This window comes from Ilyomonas limi, from assembly GCF_005233845.1.
Taxonomy (GTDB): Bacteria; Bacteroidota; Bacteroidia; order Chitinophagales; family Chitinophagaceae; genus Ilyomonas; species Ilyomonas limi.
The window spans coordinates 187,149-213,964 of record NZ_SZQL01000002.1; the positions used below are offsets into that span (position 1 = coordinate 187,149).

Annotated in this window: 22 protein-coding genes; 11 read left to right on the forward strand and 11 right to left on the reverse strand. The window is 40.9% G+C overall.

Annotation, left to right across the window (positions count from 1 at the left end):
• Window positions 1-92 precede the first annotated feature (92 nt).
• Both FC093_RS04205 and FC093_RS04210 read left to right on the forward strand, forming a co-directional pair.
• On the forward strand, window positions 93-824 hold the full coding sequence (locus tag FC093_RS04205; RefSeq protein WP_137260503.1) for an esterase family protein: 732 nt from the start codon (window positions 93-95) through the stop codon (window positions 822-824).
• 262 nt (window positions 825-1,086) lie between these two features.
• The gene (locus tag FC093_RS04210) at window positions 1,087-3,567 is read left to right on the forward strand and encodes an AsmA family protein (RefSeq protein ID WP_137260504.1); all 2,481 of its coding nucleotides are present in this window, start codon (window positions 1,087-1,089) and stop codon (window positions 3,565-3,567) included.
• Between the two features lie 40 nt (window positions 3,568-3,607).
• Here the strand turns inward: FC093_RS04210 and purN are convergent, their stop codons facing one another.
• Window positions 3,608-4,177 (reverse strand): phosphoribosylglycinamide formyltransferase, encoded by a 570-nt coding sequence (gene purN / locus FC093_RS04215; protein WP_137260505.1) that lies wholly within the window; start codon window positions 4,175-4,177, stop codon window positions 3,608-3,610.
• A 200-nt stretch (window positions 4,178-4,377) separates the two neighbouring features.
• Here purN and FC093_RS04220 point away from each other — a divergent pair, with 200 nt between their 5' ends.
• Window positions 4,378-5,562 carry a glucuronyl esterase domain-containing protein gene (locus tag FC093_RS04220; RefSeq protein WP_137260506.1) on the forward strand — a complete coding sequence of 395 codons (1,185 nt, stop codon included), beginning with the start codon at window positions 4,378-4,380 and terminating at the stop codon, window positions 5,560-5,562.
• Between the two features lie 12 nt (window positions 5,563-5,574).
• Window positions 5,575-6,186: a hypothetical protein gene (locus FC093_RS04225; RefSeq protein WP_137260507.1), complete on the forward strand. Its 612-nt coding sequence runs from the start codon at window positions 5,575-5,577 to the stop codon at window positions 6,184-6,186.
• Between the two features lie 60 nt (window positions 6,187-6,246).
• Here the strand turns inward: FC093_RS04225 and FC093_RS04230 are convergent, their stop codons facing one another.
• The 3 genes from FC093_RS04230 to FC093_RS04240 all read right to left on the reverse strand — a co-directional run bounded on the left by FC093_RS04230 (window position 6,247) and on the right by FC093_RS04240 (window position 10,803).
• A complete protein-coding gene (locus FC093_RS04230; protein ID WP_137260508.1) occupies window positions 6,247-7,275 on the reverse strand; it encodes a radical SAM/SPASM domain-containing protein in 1,029 nt (342 codons plus the stop codon).
• 553 nt (window positions 7,276-7,828) lie between these two features.
• Window positions 7,829-8,536, reverse strand: a complete 708-nt coding sequence (locus FC093_RS04235; RefSeq protein ID WP_137260509.1) for an NAD-dependent epimerase/dehydratase family protein — start codon at window positions 8,534-8,536, stop codon at window positions 7,829-7,831.
• 47 nt (window positions 8,537-8,583) lie between these two features.
• The gene (locus tag FC093_RS04240; protein ID WP_137260510.1) at window positions 8,584-10,803 is read right to left on the reverse strand and encodes a M28 family metallopeptidase; all 2,220 of its coding nucleotides are present in this window, start codon (window positions 10,801-10,803) and stop codon (window positions 8,584-8,586) included.
• A gap of 325 nt (window positions 10,804-11,128) precedes the next feature.
• Between FC093_RS04240 and FC093_RS04245 the strand changes: the two genes are divergently transcribed.
• Both FC093_RS04245 and FC093_RS04250 read left to right on the forward strand, forming a co-directional pair.
• Window positions 11,129-12,466 carry a dihydroorotase gene (locus FC093_RS04245; protein ID WP_137260511.1) on the forward strand — a complete coding sequence of 446 codons (1,338 nt, stop codon included), beginning with the start codon at window positions 11,129-11,131 and terminating at the stop codon, window positions 12,464-12,466.
• Window positions 12,467-12,561: 95 nt separating this feature from the next.
• Window positions 12,562-12,774 (forward strand): hypothetical protein, encoded by a 213-nt coding sequence (locus FC093_RS04250; protein WP_137260512.1) that lies wholly within the window; start codon window positions 12,562-12,564, stop codon window positions 12,772-12,774.
• A 292-nt stretch (window positions 12,775-13,066) separates the two neighbouring features.
• Here the strand turns inward: FC093_RS04250 and nagB are convergent, their stop codons facing one another.
• A complete protein-coding gene (nagB, locus tag FC093_RS04255; RefSeq protein WP_137260513.1) occupies window positions 13,067-14,971 on the reverse strand; it encodes a glucosamine-6-phosphate deaminase in 1,905 nt (634 codons plus the stop codon).
• Window positions 14,972-15,361: 390 nt separating this feature from the next.
• Here nagB and apaG point away from each other — a divergent pair, with 390 nt between their 5' ends.
• Window positions 15,362-15,748, forward strand: coding sequence for a Co2+/Mg2+ efflux protein ApaG (apaG, locus tag FC093_RS04260; RefSeq protein WP_137260514.1), 387 nt, complete (start codon window positions 15,362-15,364; stop codon window positions 15,746-15,748).
• Window positions 15,749-15,943: 195 nt separating this feature from the next.
• On the opposite strand, the gene FC093_RS23670 is transcribed toward apaG, so the two are convergent.
• A complete protein-coding gene (locus FC093_RS23670; protein ID WP_170970987.1) occupies window positions 15,944-16,501 on the reverse strand; it encodes a histone in 558 nt (185 codons plus the stop codon).
• 141 nt (window positions 16,502-16,642) lie between these two features.
• On the opposite strand from FC093_RS23670, the gene FC093_RS04270 reads away from it, so the two are divergent.
• The 3 genes from FC093_RS04270 (at window position 16,643) to FC093_RS04280 (ending at window position 20,231) form a co-directional block, all read left to right on the forward strand.
• A complete protein-coding gene (locus FC093_RS04270) occupies window positions 16,643-17,014 on the forward strand; it encodes a CoA-binding protein (protein WP_137260515.1) in 372 nt (123 codons plus the stop codon).
• Between the two features lie 292 nt (window positions 17,015-17,306).
• Complete coding sequence (locus FC093_RS04275) at window positions 17,307-17,780, forward strand: ribonuclease H-like YkuK family protein (protein WP_137260516.1); 474 nt, start codon at window positions 17,307-17,309, stop codon at window positions 17,778-17,780.
• 147 nt (window positions 17,781-17,927) lie between these two features.
• The gene (locus FC093_RS04280; RefSeq protein ID WP_137260517.1) at window positions 17,928-20,231 is read left to right on the forward strand and encodes a GH92 family glycosyl hydrolase; all 2,304 of its coding nucleotides are present in this window, start codon (window positions 17,928-17,930) and stop codon (window positions 20,229-20,231) included.
• Window positions 20,232-20,408: 177 nt separating this feature from the next.
• Here the strand turns inward: FC093_RS04280 and FC093_RS04285 are convergent, their stop codons facing one another.
• Complete coding sequence (locus FC093_RS04285; RefSeq protein WP_137260518.1) at window positions 20,409-21,356, reverse strand: UDP-3-O-(3-hydroxymyristoyl)glucosamine N-acyltransferase; 948 nt, start codon at window positions 21,354-21,356, stop codon at window positions 20,409-20,411.
• Window positions 21,357-21,728: 372 nt separating this feature from the next.
• Between FC093_RS04285 and FC093_RS04290 the strand changes: the two genes are divergently transcribed.
• On the forward strand, window positions 21,729-22,316 hold the full coding sequence (locus FC093_RS04290) for a pseudouridine synthase (RefSeq protein WP_137260519.1): 588 nt from the start codon (window positions 21,729-21,731) through the stop codon (window positions 22,314-22,316).
• Window positions 22,317-22,446: 130 nt separating this feature from the next.
• On the opposite strand, the gene FC093_RS04295 is transcribed toward FC093_RS04290, so the two are convergent.
• The 4 genes from FC093_RS04295 to FC093_RS04310 all read right to left on the reverse strand — a co-directional run bounded on the left by FC093_RS04295 (window position 22,447) and on the right by FC093_RS04310 (window position 26,708).
• Window positions 22,447-22,947: a sterol desaturase family protein gene (locus FC093_RS04295; protein WP_137260520.1), complete on the reverse strand. Its 501-nt coding sequence runs from the start codon at window positions 22,945-22,947 to the stop codon at window positions 22,447-22,449.
• On the reverse strand, window positions 22,944-23,642 hold the full coding sequence (locus tag FC093_RS04300; protein ID WP_137260521.1) for a carotenoid biosynthesis protein: 699 nt from the start codon (window positions 23,640-23,642) through the stop codon (window positions 22,944-22,946). The genes FC093_RS04295 and FC093_RS04300 overlap by 4 nt, the downstream gene beginning before the upstream one ends.
• A complete protein-coding gene (gene crtD, locus FC093_RS04305; protein ID WP_137260522.1) occupies window positions 23,632-25,137 on the reverse strand; it encodes a 1-hydroxycarotenoid 3,4-desaturase CrtD in 1,506 nt (501 codons plus the stop codon). The genes FC093_RS04300 and crtD overlap by 11 nt, the downstream gene beginning before the upstream one ends.
• Before the next feature lie 224 nt (window positions 25,138-25,361).
• Window positions 25,362-26,708 carry a MutS-related protein gene (locus tag FC093_RS04310; RefSeq protein ID WP_137260523.1) on the reverse strand — a complete coding sequence of 449 codons (1,347 nt, stop codon included), beginning with the start codon at window positions 26,706-26,708 and terminating at the stop codon, window positions 25,362-25,364.
• Window positions 26,709-26,816 lie beyond the last annotated feature (108 nt).

Here is a 26,816-nt window from a genome sequence, read left to right on the forward strand (position 1 = left end):
GCAACATAAATTAAGCAGGTTTCCTGATGCCTTTATGGCAGTAAGCGTGCTATCTTTATCTTTCATCATACAAAAACCTGAACAAAAAATACATGCGCAGAGAAATCACTTCGTGGTATAGCCCCAGCACCAACCGGGAAATGCCTATCGTTACCTATGGTCATTATGGTTTTGCTTTACTAATGATACCTACTGCCGGCGCCGATTTTCTGGAGTATGAGCGCTTCAATCTTATTAATGCTATTGCACCTTTTATTGACGCGGGCAAAGTAAAAGTGTTTAGTATCAACAGCATGAATAAGGAAAGCTGGCTGAACTACGACATGTGGGGTGAACATAAAGCCATTAACCACAACAACTTCAACCACTATGTCATCAACGAAGTAATTCCGTTTATACGTAACAATGTGGGCAACGATACTTTTGTTTACACCTGCGGTGCATCTTTTGGCGCATTGCACAGCATGAATTTATTTTTGAAACACCCCGATATTATCAATGGTGTGATAGCTATGAGTGGCGTGTACGACCTTACCGAATATACGCGCGGCTACTGGGACGAGCAGGTGTATTACAACAGTCCGGTGCATTACATGCCCAACCTGCACGACAAATGGTACCTGGATAAAATACGGGCGAGCCAACACATACATATCCTTTCTGGCAGCGGCGACTATGAAGCGCCTGGAGAAAACAAGCGTTTTTCAGACATACTGTGGAGCAAAGGCATCTGGCACAACCTGGAGATTTGGGGAACGGACATGAAGCATGAATGGCCTACCTGGTACAAAATGTTGCCGTATGTGCTGGGCAGTAAATTTTAGACTTTTAACTGCAGTGGCGCAAAGAAGCCAGAAATACTACCTTGTAAAAACATACTGCGAAACCGCGCATCATAAAAATCTCCCAAAAAACTAATGCAAGCATTCCCGCTGAAACTTGGCGGGATTTTTTCATTAATACCCATCACCAAATAGCAGCATTGTTTTTTATGTAAAATCAATACAAACAATTAGCTATAGAAAATAAAATAGCATTAAATAAAAAATTACTTTATAAACAACAAACTTTAATAGCTCATTGAATATGCGCGAAAAGCAAAAGAAGATTCTGGAAAAAATATTATGGGTGTTAGGCGCTTTGGCGATAGTGCTTGCTGTGGCGCTCATGATTTTTCAGGTGTATATCAACCATCATAAGCAGGCTTTTGTAACACTGGTTAATAATAAACTGAACGAGGCGGTGGCAGGGACTGCAACCATTAAGGATGTAACCATTAATGTGTGGCGGTATTTTCCCAACGTAGATGTTGCGGTGAATGATATTGTCATCAAAGATTCGGTATATAACAAAGCTTTGCTGCAGGCAAAGTATGTTTCCACGCGCATCAATATGATAATGCTCATCAGTAAAAATGTGAATGTTCACAATCTGTTTGTAGAAGATGGTATCATTCATTTATTTACCGATAAAAATGGCTACAGCAATACTTACCTTTTCAAGAAAAAAAACAAAAAGAGTGCAACCGGAAAAGCGCCGGTAATAGATGAAGTAGAGCTAAAAAACGTAGGCTTTGTAACCGAAAATGCCATAAAAGATAAATGGTTTGGCGTTAGCTTCCGGTATGTTCATGCCGGTTTGGACTATGCCGATTCTATCATCAACATTTCATTAGAAACAAACGCATTAATAAAAGGCCTGGGCTTCAACCTGCAAAAAGGGTATTTTTTAAAAGATAAAACCGTAAAAGCAGACTGGGCATTAACATTCAATAATCATTCAAAGCAATTGTCGTTTAAGGAAACACCGGTAAAAATAGGTCCTTCCAACTTTATCCTAAAAGGTGATTTCTTTTTGACCGATACACTTACCGCACACTTCAGGCTGCTGGCAAAAGCCAGTAACATCAACTATAAAGATGCAGCTTCTTTATTGACACCGAATATTTCGAAAAAGGTAAATTTAGTAGAACTGACCCGCCCTTTAAACCTCACCGCCACTATAGAAGGCCCCATGTCTTTCCGCACCATTCCGCTGATAAATGTAGAATGGGTGGTGGCGCGAAACCAGTTGGTTACGCCTGTGCTTACACTTGATGAATGCAGCTTTACCGGCACATTTACCAACGAACGCAATAAGCAATACCCGCGTACCGATGATAATTCGGAGATAGCGTTGAACAAGCTCTCTGCAAAATGGGGCGGCTTGCTGCTGGCAGCCAATACCCCAACTGTTGTTACCAACCTGGTACATCCTGTACTGCAGTTCGATTTTTCCTCTGCAACAACCCTTACTGCGCTGGATGAAAAATTAAACCTTGCCACCCTTCATTTTACTAAGGGCACAGCGGAGCTTAATGTACAGTACAATGGTCCGTTGGGAACTGACCCAGCCTTGCTGGAATATCTCAGCGGCAATCTGAAAATTAAAAATGGAGCAGTAGTGTACGAGCCGCGCAATCTTACCTTCAATAACTGCAATGGCGAAGTAGTCTTTTCGCAAAGCGACCTGCTGGTGCATAATCTGCAATGCGACCTCAATACTAACCATTTTAAGGTGGATATTGCGGGACAAAATGTAAATATACTGGCGAGTAGTACCAAACTGCCGGGAGCAGCTTCTATTATTTGCACGGTTTATACGCCCGACCTCGACTTAGCCGATTTTAAAACGCTTTTTGCTGCACGCCGGGCCGTTGTGCGGCGGAAGAGCAAAAACGGTGTGGCAAAGCCAGCAGTACAAATAGATAATATATTGGAAAACGGCACACTCAATCTGGTGCTGCAGGCAGATGCTGTACACCTTAAACACTTTACAGCCAGCAATGTACAGGCAAGAATTGCTTTTGAAAAAAACGACATGGATATACAAAAGGTATCGCTGCAACATGCCGGCGGCAGCGTGAAGATGGATGCTACAGTGCACCAGACAAGCAATAATTATAATACTGCTACTGCCAACCTAAACTTAAGTAATATCAATGTTGAAAAGCTGTTTTATGCCTTTGACGATTTTGGAATGAAGAGCCTTAACGCTACCAACTTACGCGGTGTTTTAAATACTACTGCTAATTTAAAGCTGGGCATAGATGAAAAAGGTAACTTAATTAAAAACAGCATGCTTGGTAATCTTCAGTTCTCGTTGAAAAAAGGTGCGCTGGTAGGCTTTAAACCGCTGGAAGACATTCAGAAATTTATTTTTAAAAACCGCGACTTTTCGCATATTGAGTTTGCCGAGCTAAAGGATAATCTGCAGATAAAAGGCGATGAAGTATATATCCCGCGCATGGAGGTAGAAACTAATGTGCTCACGCTTTTTATAGAAGGCATTTACAGCTTTGGTAACAATACCGACATCAGCATACAGGTGCCGCTAAGCAACCTTAAATCGCGTGGCGACGATTATGTGGTAAAGAACCGGGGTGCCAATCGCAAAGTGGGCGCCAGCATTTACCTGCGGGCAAAAGGCAAAGATGATGGCAATGTAAAAATTGGATTGGATTTGTTTAACAAGATGCGCGGTAATAACTATAAAAAACAGTTTAAAGATGATACCGGAGAAAAGTAGTGTTTGCCCTGCATGCACAACTATACTTTGCTAATGGATATTAATGCTGCATTATAAACTGTTCAATTACTTCGGGGTAATGTTTATGCTCCAGTGCATGTATGCGTTGCGCAAGCGTGGCAGCCGTATCGCCGGGCAGCACCGGGCATTGAGCCTGAAAAACCATTTGCCCATGATCGTACAACTCATCTACCAAATGAACCGTAATGCCGCTTTCAAGCTCGCGTGCAGCTAACACTGCTTCGTGTACAAATTGACCATACATGCCTTTACCACCATATTTTGGCAACAAGGCAGGATGAATATTGATGATTTTATTAGGATAGGCCTGAATGAGTGCAGAAGGTATTTTCCATAAAAAACCAGCAAGAATAATAAAGTCAATATGTGCAGCTTTCAATTCATCTACATACGCATTGCCGCGAAAAAACTGTTCTTTCTCTATTAATAAAGTAGGTATGCCGTAATGGGTAGCTACAGACAATACACCGGCACCGGGTTTATTGCATACAATCAACGCCACTTGTATGGCAGCATGATGAGTAAAGTATTCAATAATTTTTTTGGCATTGCTGCCTGCCCCCGATGCAAAAATGGCTATGCGTTTCATGTAAATTATACTTGTGTGCAAAAGTAGGCGGATGAATAGAGTGGTTGCAAAAAGTTTTTACACAGCATAATCTTTAAAGCAGATTAGAATAATTATAAAAGGAATAGTTTTATTACCTGAAATAAGGTTAAAAATAAAGCTTATTTTAGCTTCAATTCCTTCAGCCGTACGAAAGTATTTAATATACAATAGCTATACTTATGAGCAAAACAATGCCATTTTTATTCATTCTTTTATTCCTCTTCAACAAAGCCATGACGCAGAACTACGATGAATCTAAAGTGCCGGACTATACATTGCCGGAGGTATTAAAAACAGAAAGCGGAAATGTTGTTAATAATAAGTCTGCCTGGGAGAAAGTGCGAAGACCAGAGCTATTAACGCTTTTTGCAGAAAACATATATGGGCAAATGCCCAAGGATTTTGATAGTATTCGATTTACAATTACCAACGAGGTTGCCGATGCAATGGATGGACGAGCCCAGTTAAAGCAGGTCACTATTTCGGTGTGGCGGATGGGCAAGTCGGTAGATATTCATCTTGTTTTGTTTACGCCCAACAATCGCAAAAAACCAGTGCCTGCATTTCTGTTAATCAATAATCGGGAAGACAGTACTATGGATGCTACCAGAAAGATTAAAAGTGAATTTTGGCCCGCAGAAATGGTGATTGACAGCGGCTATGCCATTGCAGCTTTTCAGGTGGCTGATGCAGCACCCGATGATAAAGACACGTATCAAAACGGCGTATTGCAGTTGTATCCCAAACAACTGCAAGCTGATAATGGCATGAAAGCCATTGGCGCATGGGCATGGGCTGCCAGCCGGGTAATGGATTATTTTGAAAAAGATAAAGCTATAGATGCAAAAAAGGTGGCGCTTGTAGGGCATTCGCGCGGTGGAAAAACAGCGTTGTGGGCGGGTGCCAACGATCGGCGGTTTGCCATAGTGATTTCCAATTGTTCCGGTAATAGTGGTGCAGCTTTATCCAGAAGAAAGTTTGGTGAAACTATCAAATTAATCAATAACCAATTTCCACATTGGTTTAATGATAACTATAAAAAGTTTAATGATAAAGAAGATGCTTTACCCGTAGATCAGCATGAATTGCTGGCGCTTATTGCGCCGCGGCCTTTGTATGTAACGAGTGCATCCGAGGATCTCTGGGCTGATCCGAAAGGCATGTATCTCTCATTGTGGAATGCACAGCCAGCGTATGGTTTATATGGCAAACATGCTGCACTACCCACTGAAATGCCGGCTGTTAATTCGCCCATTATTCATTCCGTTTTAGGCTATCACGAGCGGGAAGGCATTCATGATTTAACAAAGTACGACTGGAATAATTTTATACAGTTTGCGAATTATCAGTATTATGGTAAATGAAGAACCGACAATATGCGTTTTATAGCATTAATGATTGCTTTGACTTGTTTTGCAGCATCCTCATCAAATCAAAGCGAAAAACTTTTAAACGTTGGGAATACTAAGCACAAGGATACTTTATCAATGGATTCATGTTTTGCAAAGCTTTGTATTGATAAAATTTCCAGTGAAACAAATGGCTTTAGAAGATTTTGGGATACAGCACAAAAAATGGGTTACACCTTTGCTGATGACACCACTGTTCCATTTGTAAAAGTTATCTTTCAGCCTAAGTCAGTAAAATTTTATACAGATACTTTAAGAATTAGCAATTGTAAAATATTCGACAGCATAAATGTTCACGAAATAGAAATACGTAGCCCAACTCATGCTGGAAAATACAGGTATTCTAATTTGAATGTTGAAGAATGGGAGTTCAAAGACTCTATTGCTGCACTACAGTTTGCTAACGCAATGGGTAATTATTTAAACAAAGGTTATGGAGTTAAAAGTCCTACAAGCGTTTTGCTATTGAACCATTTAGTTTACATTTTTCAAACAGCAGCTTATACTTTTATTGATGAAATGGAAAGAATGGAAAAGGTGCTAAGCGCAAAGCCAAATATATTAGGAACAAGCTATTAATATGCTTAGCAACTTATTACTCATACTATTCACAATTGACAAATCACCATTCATCAATCATCAGTCTTCCCACACCGTTAAGCCTTCACTGCAATTGGCACAAATGTCAATGTTTTTACGGCTGGTCATCAGTTCCCGGCGAAACTGCTTGTAGTTGTCGTTGTTCCAGATTTCTTTGAACGATTGCGTTTGCAAATTGCCTAAACGATGCATGGCATCTTTATCAAAACAGCAGGGCACTACCAAGCCATCCCAGGTAATTACATTCGCATGCCAAAGCTTCCAGCAATGGTTGCCAAGGCCGCTCTTGCTTTTCATTTTGCCATCTTTGCCCATGCGGTATCGGCTGTATTTATCTATGGTAGGAATAAGGTTGTGCGGGTCGTTTTCATAATCATATACCTGCGCGGTTTTAAACCGTATCTGATCTACACCAATTTCTTTTGCCAATTGCTTAATATCTTCAATCTGGTGCTCATTGGGCTTTACCACCAAAAACTGGAAAAATACAAATGGCGTTTTACTCTTCAGTTCTTTTTTCCATTTTACAATATTGCGTGCGCCTTGCAGCACTTTTTCTAAGTTGCCGCCTACGCGATATTGTTTATAAACATCCTGCGTAGTGCCATCAATTGAAATAATCAATCTGTCCAGTCCACTCTCTACCGTACGTTTTGCTTTTTCGTCGGTAAGGTAATGTGCGTTGGTAGAAGTAGCGGTGTAAATGCCTTTATCATGCGCATACTTTACCATATCTAAAAAATCAGGATTCAGGAAAGGCTCGCCCTGAAAATAAAAAATAAGATAGAGCAGGTCTTTATAAATATCATCTATCGTTTGCCTGAAGAAATCTTTCTTTAGCATACCGGTCGGGCGCGTAAAAGCACGCAATCCGCTGGGACATTCAGGGCAGCGCAAATTGCAGGAAGTAGTAGGCTCAAACGACACCGAAATGGGATAACCCCACTGCACCGGCTTTTTTGTAATACGGGTTATTTGAAAAGAAGTAACCACCTTGGCTGCATTCCACAGGCGGCGCAACGTAAACTTGCTCGCCAGGTTGAGCGTATCATTTAAATTGAAGTACATGATACCTGCAAAGATAGACGGAGTTTATTGCTAATTCAATGTTGTTTTTGCTGCGAAGACGGAAAAGAAAACTAATGTTAATCTAATTATCTCCTGGCAAGCCAAACGAATAGAATGATTATTTCACCATATTAAACCCTGCGCATTAAATAGTGTATTCTTCTGTCAGACAAGATACAACAGTATTTATTTATGGCATAATAATTTATTCATATATAAGCCTTGCAAAACAATGTCGTCAAAACCTTTTTGCACTTGTTTTTAATCGCAATAGATTTGAGTAACATTTGTACGTTTTCTAAACCTTAGGAAGAACATTACGAAAACACGGCGCCGGAATTCCACCTCATTCCTTTATCCTTTGATTACGTTATTTATTTTTCATTTAAACTGTATTTCATAAATACAGAAATACTACTTCCCCTGCTACAATAACGTCTTTCTCACTTTCAAAAACAATACATCATAAAAACAAAGCTGTTAATAGTCTTCCAGCTTTGTTTAGTACAACAAACATTCAAAACTACATTTGAATGTTTGTTGTACTAAATATTTATGCTGTTTTGGATGTTTGTGTCGCATTCAAAGAAGATAGTGCTAATTGCATGATGGCTTTATACTCATAAATATGCTTACCAGGCTCTCGCCTGTTTGCAGCAGCAATCATGGCTTTGGCAATGTCTTCGGCATAAATGGGTTTATACTTTTGTAAGGAGCCTAACATAACAGGAGCAAGCGGCTTCACAATGGTTTGAAAAATGCCTTCGCCAAAACGCCTTTCTTCCCTTTCGCCCAACAATAATGATGGGCGAAAAATATGTGTGCTGCGATAGTTTTCTGCGAGAATATCTTTCTCCACAATTCCTTTTAGTTGCAGATAAAAATTAGTGGTGTTTGCATTTGCTCCTACCGAAGATACGAGCAAAAAAGTATGAAAGCCGGCAGCTTTACCCAAAGTAGCTACATGCACAGGTATATCGTGGTCTATTTTCCAATACAATGCCTCATCATTTTGCACAGCCTTTTGCGTAGTGCCAATACAACTAAAAATACAGTCGCCGGTTCCTAATTTACTTTGAATATCGTTTGTGCTGTCAAAGTCTGTCAGTTGCACTTCCAGGCGCGGGTGCTCATAAGAAAAAGGTCTTCTTACCAGCACCCGCACTTTGCTAAAACCGGGATCTTTTAATAATCGCTGCGTTAGCAGATTGCCTATCATACCCGTTGCGCCCAGCACAACGGCTACCTGTTGTTGTAACATGTATAGGTTAGTTATACTGTAAACAAAGCAATTATATGACCAAATTATTAGTCATGAATCTGTTGCAGATAATTATTCAGGCGATCGATAGCATCGGCAGCTAATTGTATTTGCGCCTGCGCTTCTGTCCAGTTGCGCTGCTCAACAGCTTCGCGAATGCCAGGTAATGTTTTTACGCCATAACCGGTATAAAAACCCGGTGCATACACCGCATGTTTATACCATCCGCGCCGTGGCAATCCTTCTGGCAGAAGTAGTTGCTGCTCAGCCTGGTATAATGTTTTGTTGAGCACATCGGAGGTATTGGCGTCATTCATTTTTACCAATACCTGGTGCAGGCTGTCTGTTGTTTTTTGCAAATGAGCTACTGCATTTTGCAGGGGTGCAAAATCAAAATAAGGCACGGCTGTTTTGGGTTGCGGCGGCAACAAATGTTTAGCAGTATCTGCGGCTAAAGTATAAATGCTGTCTTTTAATAGTTCTGTTTCCAACGCCGTACTTTCGCGCATATCATTTGCCAGTGTTATCAACTGATTGGTATATTCATTTACATCTTTATAAAAATCCTGGTAATAAAAGGGCAACTGTTGTGCATCTGCCTGGCGCAAAGCAACACGACCAATAGTTTGCGCCAATGCTACACCATACTGAAATGAAGGATCTTTGAAGCGGCGGTAATTATCGTACGAATCGTAAATAGAATGATAGTCGCCACCGGCGTCTTCGCCACCATACTCAATATTTAAGGAGGGAATACCGGCAAATTGCAAAAAGGGAGAAAAGTCGGAACCCGAACCTAAAGCGCCCAGCTCCATTTCTTTTTTGGCCAGTGCTTCTTCTTTTGCTTTTGTGGTAGTTGCATCCGCCGTTTCTTTTGCCAGCCGGCGCTTTAATACACTTACACCGGTTTGCGGGTCGGTTACAGTAGCAGCAACTTCGTTTACCATTTGCTGCAAAGCGGGTGATCCACCGGCATTTAAAAAGCCTCTGGCATTACCATCCGAATTGATATACACTACTGCTTTTTGCTGTAACTCTTTCAAATGGTCTTCCACCCATTCGGTAGAGCCAAGCAAAGCAGGCTCTTCACCATCCCAGGCACAATATACAAGTGTGCGTTTGGGCCGCCAGCCGCTTTTCAACATATCACCAATAGACTTCGCTTCTTCCAGCATCGCGGCTATGCCGCTAATGGGGTCGTTGGCGCCATTTACCCACGCATCGTGGTGGTTGCCGCGTACAATCCATTCATCAGGGTACTGACTGCCTTTGATGGCAGCAATTACGTTGTAGCAAGGAACAATGTCCCAGTTGAAAGCCAATTTTAAATGAACCTGCGTAGTGCCACCGCCAATGTGATACGCAAAAGGCAACCCGCCATGCCAGGCTGCAGGTGCCACAGGCCCTTCCAAAGCCTTTAGCAAAGGCTGCGCATCGTGATAAGAAATGGGCAAAACCGGTATTTTTAGCAGGTTTGCAGCCTCACTGCGTTCAATTCTTTGCGCATTGGCAGTAGCCCCCACATTGGGTGTAAGCGGGTCGCCGGGATATACGGGCATGTCCATTACGCTGCCGCGCTGCACACCATATTCGTTTTTGAAAGCACCTTTGGGATATACGTCGCCGGCAAAGTAGCCGTCATCTGCCGGATCGGAATAAATAATGCAGCCCAAAGCTCCGTGTTCCTGTGCTACTTTGGGCTTGATGCCGCGCCAGCTATGCCCGTATTTGGCAATCACAATTTTACCTTTTACACTCACGCCCATTCTGTCCAGCATATCATAGTCTTCGGGCAGGCCATAGTTTACAAATATCAATCCGGCTGTTACATCACCATCGGCACTCCAGGCATTGTAAGTTGGCAATTGATCTTGCTGGCCGCTGGTAGCATCTTCTTTTAATGCAGGCTCTTTCAGCAAAGCTTTATAGGTGGTTGGCGCCGTCATTTGGAGCAGGCGCGTTTTGGGTGTGGGAAATAATACATGATACGTATCTATCCGCACTTCCCAGCCGTACGATTTAAAACGGTTGTAAATAGAGTCAGCTACGGCTTTGCCACCAGCCGAACCAATGTGGTGTGGATGTGATGATAATTGTTTTATTGTGTTGCCGATATTGGCGGCGTTCAGGTTTTGGTCAAACTGTTTTTCAATGGATAACTGTGCTTGTGCATCAGCATTGCTAAAGCCACTGATGGTGGTGGACTGTGCATTGGATGCAGTATGAACAACAAAGCAGCAACACAAAAACAGTACATGATTTTTCATAAGTATATCATTATTTGAAACAGGTTGTAAAGTAGTGCAGGAATGTGAAAGGGGAATGATTTACGTTATAAAATCTAATGTTTTCTAATCATAGAAGCTGATAAATATTGTTAGCTGTGTTTTGAAAATTATCATTCTGAAAATAAACAGAGGTACGCGTTTTTTAAATCTTTCTATAACTGCATAATAGTAAGAGCGGTATGTTTAAAATTTCATCCAGCTAAAAAAGCATCAATTTTCAACCTTGTTCTCCATTCAATAGCACAACCATAACACCATTCACCTGAGCATTTGTTTACCTTGCAGTTTTTCAAAAGACGCAGCTATGGAATATATCATAAAAAATGCAGCTATTGTAAACGAAGGCACCATTACGCATGGTGATGTATGGATTAGAAATCATCGCATTGAAAAAATAGATGGACAAATCAACGTACCTAATGCAGCTACTGAAATCAATGCCTCGGGGCTGTACCTGCTGCCGGGTGCTATTGATGATCAGGTACATTTTAGAGAGCCGGGGCTAACGCATAAAGCTACTATTTACACCGAAGCTAAAGCAGCTGTAGCAGGCGGCGTAACTTCTTTTATGGAAATGCCCAACACCGTGCCGCCGGCATTCACACAGGATTTATTAGAAGATAAATATAAAACTGCCTCCCAGTTTTCGCTGGCAAATTATTCGTTTTATATGGGCACTTCCAACGATAATACAGAGGAGGTTTTGAAAACAAATGATAAGAAGAAAGATGTATGTGGCATTAAAATTTTTATGGGTTCTTCTACCGGCAATTTATTGGTGAATAACCCCCTGGTGCTGGATAAAATATTTAAAGACAGCGAACTGCTGATTGCCACGCACTGCGAAGATGAAGCGATCATCAAGGCAAATTATGAATGGCTGAAAAGTCAGAAAGAAACGTTTGTAGCCGCCGACCACCCGGTAATACGCAACGAGGAAGCTTGTTTTGCAAGCAGCTTCAGAGCTATACAATTTGCCAAAAAATACAACAGCCGGCTGCATATTTTACACATCACTACTACCAAAGAATTACAACTGTTTACCAACATGGTGCCACTGGAAGAAAAGCGCATCACTGCCGAAGTATGCGTGCATCACCTGCACTTTACAGCCGATGATTATGCGCTGCTGGGCAACTTAATTAAATGCAACCCGGCTATCAAAGCGCCCAACCACAAAGTAGCTTTGTGGGAAGCTTTGCTGGATGATAGACTGGATGTAATAGCCACCGACCATGCGCCGCATACCTGGCACGAGAAGAATGAGCCGTATGAAAAGGCACATGCGGGTTTGCCATTGGTGCAACACGCCTTGCCGCTGATGCTGCATTATGTGCAACAAGGAAAAACAAGCATTGAAAAAGTAGTGGAAAAGATGAGCCATGCGGTAGCTAAATGCTTTGATATAAAAGATCGCGGCTATATACGCGAGGGCTACTTTGCCGATGTGGTGCTGGTGAACAGGAACCAGCCTTTTACAATAGACACGGATAACATTTTATATAAATGTGCCTGGAGTCCGTTGCAAAAAATGGTAATGCCGGCAAGCATTACGCATACGTTTGTAAATGGCAACCTGGTGTACGAAGGCGGCAATTTTAATGAATCCAACACAGGTATGCGGCTACAGTTTGCACGTTAGCCATAGATAATTGCTAATAAATTAATGGCATGATATTTAAAGAGTTATTCATATACTGATAACAATTTATAAAAGTAACCTTCAAAATTTCAGTTATGAGAATATTAGGTATCATACTAATTGTAGTGGGCGTATTGATGCTCATTTTCACCAACATCAGCTTTACCAAAGAAGAAAAAGTAGTAGATGTTGGACCATTGGAAGTAAATAAAAAAGAGAAGCATACCATTGATTGGCCCAACTATGCGGGTGCTATTGCCGTAATTGGTGGCATAGCATTAGTAGTGTTGGATAAAAGAAGGGCTTAAGCAATTGTGAGGTTAAAGGAATGTGTGATAGCCGGTAAAGCATCGCGCCAATGGTGTGATGCTTTTTTGTTGTAAAAAGATCATATCAGTTATTTGAGTTTGCAGAATGCTTTTCTTTATTGTTACACGCGTATTTACCTTTTTGCTGGCATTATTAATAGCTTTCTATACCAAAAAACAATCAGAAAATAAAGCAATATAAACGCGGTAATATTTATTGTAATAAGCCACTAAACACAAAAGAGCGCCGCGCATTAGCGCGGCGCTCTTTTGTGTTTAATAAACTATACTATCAAAAATGCCACCGCACAAATGCTTCCATCGCTGCATATCTGGTCATACCCAGTTCGGCATACAATTCAGCGGTATTACTGTTGCGGGCTTCGGCGCGTTGCCAAAACTCGCGGTTATCTGTTCCCTGAAAAGGCACCGTATCTTTCTGGCTTTGATGGATAAAAATACCGTTACGTTTTTTTACCACCTGGTCCGGACTCATAGGAATTGCCATTTCTATATCAGCAATATCCCACTCCTGCCACGCACCTTTGTACAGCCAAACCCAGCAATCAGGTATCCAGCTTTCGCCCGCTTTCTTGAGGCGGCGCAGGCTTTCAAACACAATATCCAAACATACTTTGTGCGTGCCATGCGGGTCGGCAAGGTCGCCGGCACAATACACCTGTTGCGGCTTTAGTTGTTGCAGCAAATCCATCGTTATCTTTATATCCTCCTCACCCATTGGCTTCTTTTCTATAGTTCCGGTTTCATAAAAAGGCAGATTTAAAAAATGGATCTGGTCATCATTCAAGCCCACGTACTTACTGGTAGCCTTTGCCTCACTACGGCGAATCAATCCTTTTATCTGGCGAATAGTAAGTGTATCACTTTGGTTTTTTGTTTTAGCAGAAATAAAGGCTTCTGCTTCCGATAATATTTGCCTGCTTTTAGCGGTATCGTTACCAATCAGTTCTTCAAAGTTGACGGCAAAATCTATAAAGCGCGTCACAAACTCATCTGTCACGGCTATATTGCCACTGGTTTGATACGCCACATGCACATCATGTCCCTGATCGTGCAGGCGCATAAAAGTGCCGCCCATGCTAATGATATCATCATCAGGGTGCGGCGAAAAGATCAGGCAGCGCTTTGGATACGGCACGCTACGCTCGGGATGCGCTGGAATGAAAGCATTAGGTTTACCACCAGGCCATCCGGTAATACTATCGCGCAGCATATAAAACACCTGCAGGTTTATTTCGTAAGCATCACCTTTTTCTACCAGTAATTCACCCAACCCATTTTCATTATAATCATAATTGGTAAGACTCAGCACCGGCTTTTTTTGTTTTAATGCCAAATCCACTACCGCACGCTTCATCATTTGCTCTGTCCAATCTACCGCACCGGTAAGCCATGGATGTTTGAAACGGGTGAGCTCGGTAGCGGCGTTTTCATCTATTACAAATACACAATTGTTGTGTTGCTGCAAAATGCTGGCAGGCACCTGTTCGGTTACATTCCCCTCTACCGCACGTGCTACAATAGCAGCTTTATTGCCCCAGGCCATTAGTATAATGCGGCGTGCCTCCATTATAGTGGCAATGCCCATGGTAATGGCAAGGCGCGGAACGCGGGAGATATTCTGAAAGTCGCGTGCATTGGCAGAGCGCGTGTTATTATCAAGCACAACCATTCGTGAAGCAGAATGAATAGAAGCGCCCGGCTCATTAAACCCTATATGCCCATTGTTGCCAATGCCCAGTATCTGCAGGTCTATACCGCCGGCGTCTGCTATCATTTGCTCATATTCTACACAGTGTTGCTTTATTTGCTCTTTGGGCAACTCGCCGTTAAAGATGTGCACATTTTCCGGCTTAATATCAATATGAGCAAAGAGATGGCGGTGCATGAAACTGTAATAGCTTTGATACGCCTCCCGGTCTATAGGGTAATACTCATCGAGGTTAAAGGTGATCACATTTTTAAAGCTTAATCCTTCTTCGTGGTGCAACCGCACCAGCTCGGCATATAGGCTGATGGGCGAAGAGCCAGTAGCTAACCCCAGCACACACATAGCACCACTTTGCTCTTTTTGTCTGATGAGTGCGGCTATCTCGGCAGCTACACGCTGCGAGCCGCTCTTTGCAGTTGGAAATATTTCAACCGGAATTTTTTCAAAAGAATCAACAAGATTCATAGGAATGGTTTGATGTTGACAGATTGTTATTGAATGGATAATATAGCAATTATTAACTGTGTAAGGCTGTAAAAGCTATATTGTAGCAAAAGTAAAGTGTAATAATTAACGAATGTTCTTTTTTTGAGGCCGTTGCAAATGATTGTAAGAAGCGGATAATTTTGATGAGATGCAACAGACGAATTGTAAGAAATGAACTTATGAATGTACGGCGCAAGCTATGTAATGTTGCTGAAGGATGTAAGTGTTGCAAGGCTGCATATCCCAATTATTATTCTCTATAATCGAGAACATAGCGGCATAAACATTAAACGGTACAATGGTTGTATGAATAAATATTTTTAAAGCGCTTGCGCTTATTTATTAATTTTACGCATTAAGCAGCTACTCATGGTATCTAAAATTTCAGAAGGCATAGAGGTAAGTGTTGAAACCTTTTACCAGGCAGAATACAGCAATCCTGCCAACCATGAATTTATGTTTGCCTACCGCATTACTATCGAAAATCATAATCTTTTTGCTGTAAAACTGCTGCAACGCAAGTGGTATATACTGGACGGTGATGGGCAAAACCGCGAAGTGGAAGGCGATGGTGTGGTGGGCGTGCAGCCGGTAATAGAAAGTGGCAAACAGTTTCAGTATGTAAGCGGCTGCAACCTGCGCACCGAAATAGGACGTATGCACGGCCAGTATAAAATGGAAAACCTGCATAATAAAGCAATATTTTTTGTAAATATTCCTCCGTTTGAAATGATCGTACCGTTTAAGATGAATTAGTCTCTTATCTTTTGCAGTGCTTAACCAGCTTCTTTATTATTTAATATCTTTTTACTGCATAAACATGCCATTTACAGAGAGTAAAATTCTCTGTAAATTTTTATCTATGCCTGCATGTTGCACTATGTAGCGCAACAAAAAAGGCTGCCGCAAATGATTTGCAACAGCCTGAAGCAGCTTATTGAACGCTGTACTTTACTCTTGTGTTTCCGGCGCATTAACGTCGTTGCCCGGTGTAGAAGACTCCATTGGCGACTCATAAACCGGCATGTTTGCATTTTGTGCTGCCGTGTTGTTGTCCTGCGACGATGATGCGGCACCAGCCTTTTTGGAAGATGCTTTTTTGGTAGATGCTTTTTTAGTAGATGCTTTTTTAACAGATGCTTTTTGGGTGGATGCTTTTTTGGTAGCAGCCTTCTTAGTACCACCACCAGTTGCAGCCTTCTTAGTAGTTGCTTTTTTGGTGGCTGTAGCGCCTTTCTTTGCTGTTGCAGCCTTCTTTACAGCTACTTTTTTCGTTGCTGCTTTCTTAGGAGCGGCTGCTTTTTTTACCGATACTTTAGCGGCACCTTTCTTAGTGGCTACAGCTCCTTTTTTCGTTGCTGCTTTCTTGGTTGTCGCAGCCTTCTTTACAGCTCCTTTTTTCGTTGCGGCTTTCTTGGGTGTTGCGGCTTTTTTAGTAGCCGTTTTCTTAACTGTTGCGGTTTTAGCAGACGCTTTTTTTGTCGCTGCTTTCTTAGTTGACTTTGCCATGTGATGGGTGTTTAGTAAATAATAATTGAAAGTTATAACACATTTGCATATTCAAAAAACATTCCGGTAAATTTTTTGCGTATTTTTTTAAATAATAATTTGTGAACATCTTGCTTTCACAATACTTTTTAAAAACAAACTATGAAAAATACACCTAAAAAAACAGTAGTGCTTGGTGCCTCGGACAGCCCGATGCGATATAGCTTTTTAGCCGTGCGACGATTGAAATCTTACGACCATCCTGTTGTTGCTATCGGCAAAAAAAAGGGATCTGTTGATGATATACAAATTATAACTGAACATCCTTTGATGGATGATGTGGATACCATCACATTGTATCTTAATCCGACGCACCAAAAGCAATATTACGACTACATTTTATCGCTGCATCCAAAACGTATTATTTTTAATCCTGGTGCCGAAAACCCTGAGTTGGCAACACTTGCAAAACAGAACAACATTCAGCCAATGAATGCGTGTACACTGGTATTGCTAAGCACCGGACAGTATTAATACAGGAAGAATTTGGGAGGATGCTATGGATGATGTAAGATGTGATGAGCTATAATATATTTACTAAGGGTTAGTATTCATTAAAACTAAAGTTGCTTCATTCAATTGAATATTGCGCTTCATTATTTTAATTCATCAATCAGGCTTATACATTCAACCTGATCAACTACATAGTACACCACACATATATAACATCATTCATCTTTTTATCCACCAAATGTTTATAATATTTTATCACTACAATAAACAGGATATCTATAATACTGCGTAATTTTCATTTAAACTACATTATATGCGCTGGAGAAAATTTAATGGTGATCGCATCAACCTGCCGATAAAAGAGGCAGTGGAAGAGGCTATAAAAAAAGAACATGCAAAGGGAGTACGCCTAAAAGTATGTATTGGCACCGATAGCCAGGTAAAGGGTGAAGAAACAGAATTTGCAACTGTCATTGTTTTTTTGCGCGAACACAATGGCGGCTTTATGTACATTCATAACGATAAAACGTTGCAAAAATACCACATCAAAGAACGGATGCTGGTAGAAGTTGCAAGGAGTATTGAGATTGCTTATGAATTGTGCGATTTATTTATTCAGTATGGTGTAGAAATGGAGGTTCATGCCGACATCAACACTAATCCGCAATTTAAAAGCAACGATGCGCTGAAAGAAGCAATGGGCTACATCTTAGGTATGGGCTTCGCTTTTAAAGCCAAACCGGAAGCTTTTGCCAGCAGTTGCTGCGCCGATAAAGTAGTAAACTGATTACTGCTTTGCTTGATCTATTTAAATGTTTGCACTGTCTTAAAATAGTGCCTGTTAATGCTTACGCTCCTATTTTATTTCCACCGTTATCCAATAGCTGCTTTACTTTAGCGATTTATAAAAATTGCTGAACGTAAATAAAGTTACATGTTGAAAAAAAGTTTGCTCTCAACGCTTACCTGCAGCACTGTATTGCTATGTGCTGCGCAAAACAAAACTGCTGAAAATCTTGTACAGTATGTAAAGCCAATCATTGGCACACAGCGCATGGGACATACCTACCCCGGCGCTACAGTGCCTTTTGGTATGGTACAATTAAGCCCCGACACAGATACTATTCCTTATGAGATGAATGGCAAATACAACCCGGATGTATATAAATATTGTGCAGGCTACCAATACGACGATTCTACTATTGTAGGCTTTAGTCATACGCATTTCAGTGGTACAGGGCATAGCGATTTAGGAGACTTTTTGATCATGCCAACTGTTGGCGCTTTAAAATTAAATCCAGGCACCGAGGCAGATCCGGCAAGTGGTTATCGCTCGCTTTTTTCTCATGCAAATGAAGTAGCAGCAGCGGATTACTATAAAGTAAAATTGGATAGCTATAATATTCTTGCAGAGTTGACGGCTACCACGCGCGTAGGCTTTCATCAATATACCTTTCCTAAAAGCGATAGTGCGCACATTATACTCGATTTGATGCACGGTATTTACAACTATGATGAGAAAAATGTGTGGACTTATCTGCGTGTGGAAAATGACACCTTAATAACAGGTTACCGGGTTACTTCGGGCTGGGCAAGAACACGCACGGTATATTTTGCTATGACTTTCTCTAAACCTTTTTACCAATACGACAATACAAATTACTCAAAGAAAACAGTCTATCGCGGCTTCTGGGGCAAGTGGGACCAGAGTTATAATTTTCCTGAAATAGCTGGCAGGCAAATACGTGCGTATTTTGATTTTAAAACAGAGGAAGGCGAAAAGATAAAAATAAAATTTGCATTATCTCCGGTAAGCACAACAAATGCTTTGGCTAATCTACGCACAGAAACGCCAACATGGGATTTTGATGCAGTAAAAAGGCAAGGTCAAGCAATGTGGCAAAATGAATTAAGTAAAATTATTATCACTACAAACAGTTCTGCAGAAAAGCAAAATTTTTATACAGCGATGTATCATGCTTTCATTAGTCCAACTATTTATATGGATAATGATAGCACGTACAAAGGTTTAGATCAAAACATTCACACAGCAAAAGGTTTTACAAATTACACTACTTTCTCGCTCTGGGATACCTATCGTGCATTGCATCCGTTGTTCAATATTATTCAGCCAAAACGCAATGCCGATATGGTGCAAAGTATGCTGGCACATTACAACCAAAGTGCCGAGCACATGCTACCGGTATGGAGCAATTCTGCCAACGAAAACTGGTGCATGACGGGCTATCATGCTGTGTCGGTGGTGTGCGATGCAATTGTAAAAGGCAATGCACCCTTTGATGAAAACAAAGCGTTGGATGCCTGCATCGCAACTTCCAATCACCGCAGCTATGAAGGTATTGGTTATTATATAGATAACGGTTATGTGCCCGAAGACAAAAGTGGTTCCTCTGTATCCAAAACATTGGAATATGCGTATGATGACTGGTGTATAGCACAAGCCGCTAAAAAACTGGGCAGAAATGATGTGTATGAAGCATATCTAAAGCGTTCGGAAAATTATAAAAATGTATGGGATGCTTCTATTGGTTTTATGCGACCCAAGATGAGTGACAGACAATTCAGAAAAGAGTTTGATCCTATGCGCACCATTGATGAAGGCTTTATAGAAGGTAATGCATGGAATTATAGCTTGTATGTACCACAAGCACCTGATACTTTAATAGCCATGATGGGCGGCAAAAAAAAGTTTACCGCGCATCTGGATTCGCTATTTACTATGGAGCTGCCCGATAAATATTTTGCCGAAACAGAAGATATTACCCGCGATGGCATTATTGGCAATTATGTGCATGGTAACGAGCCTTCGCATCACATTGTTTACCTGTACAATTTTACGGATGAGCCTTGGAAAGCGCAGGCACGTGTGCGCCAGATATTGCCTATGCAATACAAAAACACACCGGATGGTTTGGGTGGCAACGATGATGCAGGGCAAATGAGTGCATGGTACATTTTCAGTACGCTGGGCTTCTATCCTATTGCACCGGCATCAGACCAATATTGGTTAGGAAGTCCGGCTATAGATGCCGCTACTTTAACGCTTGAAAATGGCAATATTTTTACTATAAAAGCTCTTAACCAAAATGATAGAAATGTGTATGTACAAAAGGTGTTATTAAACGGCAAACCACTCAACAGAAGATACATTACACATAACGAAATCATGAATGGTGGTGAGCTTACCTTTTATATGAGCAGCAAGCATGGCAAGTGATTTTTTGAACCACAAAGACACAAAAAACATAGAGGATCACAAAAGTTCTTAGACATTTATTGAACTACAAAAGGTTCCGAATTTTAAAAAATTCGGAACCTTTTGTATTCCCTCGAGACTGTTAGCACTTTCGTGTCTTCACGATTAAAAACTCCCTTTTAGAGGTTAGGGCTTCTTCTACATTTTCTTCAGTTTCTCCCACATCTCAGGTATGCGTTTTACCCATACCAATTCTTTTTTCTTCGTCATTGCATCTTCTACCGGAGTACCAAAATAAGTTTTGCCACCTTGCAGGGAAGAAGGTACACCACTTTGCGCCAGCACTATTGCATTGGCACCAATGGTAAGCGTTTTACTTACACCTACTTGCCCCCATAGTACCACGCCATCTTCTATCTCCACAGCGCCGGCAATGCCCACCTGTGCAGCAAACAAACAGTTCTCACCAATGTTGCTGTCGTGACCGATATGCACCATGTTATCCATTTTAGTGCCTTTGCCAATGCGCGTGGATGCAGTAACGCCGCGGTCAATGGTACAGCCTGCGCCAATTTCCACATCATCTTCTATTACTACATTACCACAACTTTGCATGCGTTTGTACCACACTTCGCGGCTTTTTTTGGTATTATAATAAAACGCATCACTGCCTATAACTGTTCCAGCTTGTATCACTACATTATTGCCAATTTCGGTGTAATCGTTAATTGTAACATTTGCATGAATAATACAGTTGTTTCCAATCTTTACGTCTTTACCGATAAACACATTCGGCATAACCACCGTTCCTTCTCCAATGACAGCAGAATCGCTGATGGATTTTGTTGCCGGTGTAAATGGGCGGAAGTGATTGACGAGGGTTAAATATGCTTCAAAAGGTTGTGTTGTTACCAGCAATGTTTTGCCTTCGGGCAGTAAAACATCTTTGGTGTTGATGATGATATGCGTAGCTGCACTTTGCAGGCAGGCATCATAATATTTAGGATGGTCAACAAACACCACATCGCCTTTTTCTACTTTGTGTATCTCATTGATGCCGGTTGCCAGCGCGGTTTCATCGCCAACTACTTCTGCATGTATCAAACCGGCAAGCCATTGTACTGTTACGGGTGCAGGAAATCTCATTCGCTTTTTATTTTACTTACACCAAAGATAGCAGCCATGCATAAGAAGCGCTTTGCAAAAATTATTTTTTACAACAACATTGTATGTATTACACTTACAGCATATGCAATGCGGCTTGCAATACCCTGAAAGCCTTACCAGCAAAGAACTTCAGCCTGCCACTAAATTGCGGGGCATACTTGCCGGGGCATCTCTCATGCAAAAGGATCATCGTAATGCACATACTGTTTTAAAATTTGTGTATAAAAAATATGCGATTTTTTTTTGCATTGGTGAAAAGTATATTTAATATTGTGTTGGGAATTTTATTCCCGGTACTTACTAACCCATCTATATAGTAAATCCCGCACTCGCTGCGGGATTTTTATTGGTATGAAACGCTACTTTATCATCTACAAACCATACCTTGTTTTATCGCAATTCACTTCGCAACAGGGGCAGCAAACATTGGCTGATTTCTTCCATGTTCCTAAGGATGTATATGCTGTTGGAAGATTGGATTACGATAGTGAAGGATTGCTGATTTTAACCAATGATTCCGCTTTAAATCATCGGTTGTTAAATCCTGCTTTTGAACACGAAAGAGCCTATTGGGTGCAGGTAGATGGCACGATTACAGAACAAGCTATACAACAGCTACAGCAAGGCGTTGAGATAAATATTGATGGCAAAATGTATAAAACGAAACCCTGCACAGCCAGGCTTTTGGGTAATGATTTATCAGTGCCTGAACGCAACCCGCCGGTACGCTTCAGAAAAGAGATTCCAGCCCCCTGGATAGAACTGATTTTGCGGGAAGGCAAGAACCGACAGGTAAGAAAAATGACTGCAAAGGCCGGCTTCCCCACCTTACGATTGATAAGGCAAAGAATAGTGCATATAGAATTAGGAACAATGCAGCCAGGCGATATGATTGAATTGTCTAAGAAGACAGCATATAAAAAGCTTGAATTGATATAGCCACAAAGGCAGTAAGAGACAAAATTTTAAAAAGCAGATGAAAAAGAATGCAATGGCTGTAAGGGAAATAGTTTAAGGCGTCAGTTTTGGATAAAGATAAATTCTGCGCACTAAATCACAAGTCTTCAATTCATTTTGCCCTGGTGTCTTTATGGCTATTCTTCCGTATTCCTTCGTCCCGCTTTACTTTATCCCAATATTTTCTTGCCACGAACAAAAAACCAAAACTTTCGCCATGCTCTTTATTGATGTGTTTGTGGTGCATTTTGTGCGCCCAGCGAATTACTTTTACATAGCGATTATTGCTGTGTGTAAACCATTTAAACCGCTGATGAATAATAATATCGTGTACTAAAAAGTAAGCTGCACCATACAATGCCAGGCCAACACCAATACACACCACCCAATAATGTGCGGACTGCATACCCAACATAATGCATAGCCAGCTTGGGATAGCAAAGATGAAAAAGAAAGCATCGTTTTTTTCAAAAAAGCCCGGATACTTTTTATGGTGGTCTTCGTGCAGGTACCACAGGAAACCGTGCATCACATATTTATGTATCAGCCAAGTAGCGCCTTCCATTAAAAAGAAGGTTGCCAGCACAATAGATATATACAACAGCCACATCATAAAAAAGTTCTCAGCAATAAAAAAAATAATAGTTGTATGATGAACAAATGTACTGCCAACGGATTGTTTTTTTCAAAAGGTAATAATTTGAATATTGCTAATAACAACATACTGATAACAAACCAGCAGGTATAATTGTAAAGCGGAATATCGCCATTACCCAGCCATTGCCAGTAGCCGAGCCTTACGGCTACCGGCTCCATTACAAAATCGAAAAGAGTAGCCAGCAAAGCACCATCTGTTATAAACGAAATAAATTGTACAGATGGTTTTACTTCCGCCTGCATAACCGCTAATTGTTTGGTGCTCCAGCTTTGCAGGCTTTGCGAAATAATGCCGGTGCAATACATAATGATAAACCAGTTTATACCTATTAAAAGAGGTACACCATCATATTGTATGCCCAACACTTTGCCGTATTGATAATTGCCAAATAAATGGCCGGTACCAACACCTATTAATTCAACAACAAATCCTGTTATACATGCAGTAGCAAAAAACAAAAAGAAAGAAATGTTCTTTTGCAATTGTGTAATAATGAGCAACACTGCCATAATCAGGAGGTTTAAAGGCGTATTTTGTACAAACCAATCTTTGTATGGCGTATATAAAATACCAATAGCACCACTTACATGAAACAGCAAAACAACGAATAATGCAATGTGCTGTAGTGTAAACAATCTTTTAGTGTGCATACTTCCAACCCCTTTTATCGTTCTTTACCATTTCACTCATAATTTTTGCACTACGCAGGCATAAAGGTATGCCGCCGCCGGGATGCACGCTGCCACCAACAAAGTACAAGCCTTTTAGTTGGTTACTAAAATTAGGATGACGTAGAAAAGCAGCCATCCTGCTGTTGGAACTGGTGCCATATAAAGCGCCCATATACGAAGCAGTATGCTCTTCAATCATCACCGGATTTAATGTTGCTTCTACTTCTATCAGCGGCTCAATAGCTGTTTGCAACAAGCTACTTAATTTAGAGAGAATATGCTTCTTTAATTGTTGCTGCATGGCAGATTCATACTGACCAACATTCGCGGGTGCATTCACCATTACAAACCAGTTTTCTTTGTCCGGCGGTGCTTGTAGGTCCGGCTCGCATTTACTCGTGATGTTGATGTACACCGTAGGGTCATTATACAGTTGCTTCAGCTTAAAAATATGGTCAAATTCTTCTTTGTAATTTTTACTGAAGAAAATATTGTGCAAGCCTAATTGAGGAAATGTTTTATTAATACCCCAATAGAAAATAAAAGCACTGCTGCTACGCTCCTGCCGTAAAATGTGCGCTGCTTTTTGCTCATTACGGAGGAGCCTTTTGTAAGTAAAATATACATCCATATTGCTTACTACTATATCAGCAAGGTATTTTTCATTATTAGCCATTACGCCTGTTACTTTATTTGCTTTATGAATGATCTGCTCTACCGGCATATTAAAATAAAATTGTACTCCTTTTTTTACAGCTAACCGGTATAGTGCATTGGCTATGCTTATCATCCCGCCTTTTGGATAAAACACACCTTCGTTGTATTCTAAATGCGGTATAACGCTTAACATACCCGGTGCCTGGTAGGGATTGCTGCCATTGTAAGTAGCATAACGATTGAACAACTGTATCGTATGTGCTTGTTTAAAGCTGTATTGATTAAACGCATTAAGAGATGCAAACAAATGAACAGGCTTTGTATTCATCAATGCTTTTGCAACAGGTGCTTTCCATAAAGTACTCATCTTATGCAGTGAATAATTCAGAAAAATGCTGCCTGTAGTTTCGTATAATTGCTTTGAACGTTGTAAGTATCTTTTTACAGCAGTTTTATCTTCACCTACCTTATTATAGAGTTCCTCCGCCAGCTTATCTGCATTGGTATAACCTTTTATCACTACCCCATCTTCATAAAAATACGTACACGCTATGGGCACCGGCTTATAATTAAAGTAGTGTTGTATTGGCTCGCCTGCCAGTGCAAATAATTCTTCTATTAATTGCGGCTGTGTAAACAAGCTTGGTCCGCCATCAAAGCAATAGCCTTCTTTTTCAAAGGAATTTATTTTACCGCCGGCATAACTGTTTTTCTCAAACACCTTTACTGCAAAGCCCTGTACTGCAAGCCGTATGGCACTTGCAATACCTGCAATGCCTGCGCCGATGATGATGGCTGTTGACTGGTGGTGATTCATAGAGGTAAAGTTGCGCAAAGATAAGCTGCGTTTAATGCTGGCAGGGTTTAGAATGCTACCAGCGTGTAAGGTGCAAACGTTGCAAACCTCTATAAAATCTGGAGATTTTGTATTTTTTATATTCCTGCGAGTCTCCACCGCTGCATAAAAAGTATAAAGTCAAACACTTCTGCACAGCTATATACTGCAATAATCATCCAACAATATTTACCTCAGCAAAATTCTCACACGCCCTTCTCCACCTCCGGCAACGTATCAGGAATTTTGTTCAGCATATCCACTACGCCTTCGCGTTTCAATATCAAATAGCCCAATCTATCGTTGCTGATACCTTCTTTTAAATGATAACTAAACAGCAACTGATCATCCTTTACCTCTGTTTCAAAATAGCGGAATTGAATATTATCATATTGCTTTAATGTATGTCCAATTTCATACAAATGCGTGGATAAAATAAACAGCGCGTTGTGCATTTTACGCAAGCCTTCTATCACTACCGTGCTGCACTTCATCGCATCCTGCACATTGGTACCTTTAAACAATTCATCAATCAATATCAGCCATTTTCTGCCATCACTTATTTGCTGTATGGTTTTGCGGATGCGCTGCACTTCATTAAAGAAATAACTTTCGCCCTGCACAATATTATCTACTACCTGAATATTACTCAGCAAGCCATCAAACAAGGATAACTGCATACTTTGCGCAGGCACACCCATGCCCACATGTGCGAGGTAAACCGATACGCCGATAGCTTTGATAAACGTGCTTTTGCCAGCCATATTGGCACCAGTCATAAACAAGAAATTCTGCTGTGGTGTAAGCTGAACATCATACGCTACCGGCGTGGTGAGCAATGGATGATATAACTGCACCGCCTGCATACAAGGCTGGCTGCTTTCTTTAAATCTTGGAATACAAAAGTGATATTGCTTGCAAGCTTTAGCCATGCTGCAATAGGCATCCAGCTTAGTGTAAATATTCACCAGTTCCAACGCTTCCGGTTTGTATTGGCGGCGCATAAAATTGCCAAAATGCAGTATCAACGGGTAAGGCAGTTTTTTTGTTTTATCCCATGCAACCATTTGCCGCACCACCGGCTTGGCAATGAGCGAAGCAATACGGGTGCTCATATTTATAAGGATGGAAGAGCCTGCATTGGCGCACAATTCTGCAACGCTGTTCAAACCCTTAAAAAAGTTAATAAAATGCTCAACAGAATAGCGTGTAAGCGAGAAATCGGCGGAGTGAAAAATTTTATATGAAATGCTATTCACCGTATTTGCATGGGCAGGCATTTCGTCGAGCGGCGTTTCATAAAAACGTTCTATCACCATGATGGTGCCATTGGAGATAGTAGTTGGAAAATTGTCTAACAAAGGCAGCAGGCTTTGCAACATTTGCTGTACATCCTCAATCTGTTTTAAATTATCATACGGCTTTGCCAGCAGTATCCTCAGCCAATCTTTACCACCAACAGTAGTTGTAAAATCCAGTCTGTGAAAAACCGAAAGCGTTTCATCTGCATTAAATATAGAAAGGTCATTAACCGTTGTTTTATCTACCTGCATGTACGTTGTGTGTTATCTGTAGCTGTATTATTAATAAATAACAAGACTTGTGATATTTATCATTCCGGCACAAGTTTCAATTACTAAATGACGCAACTTTTCGGAAAT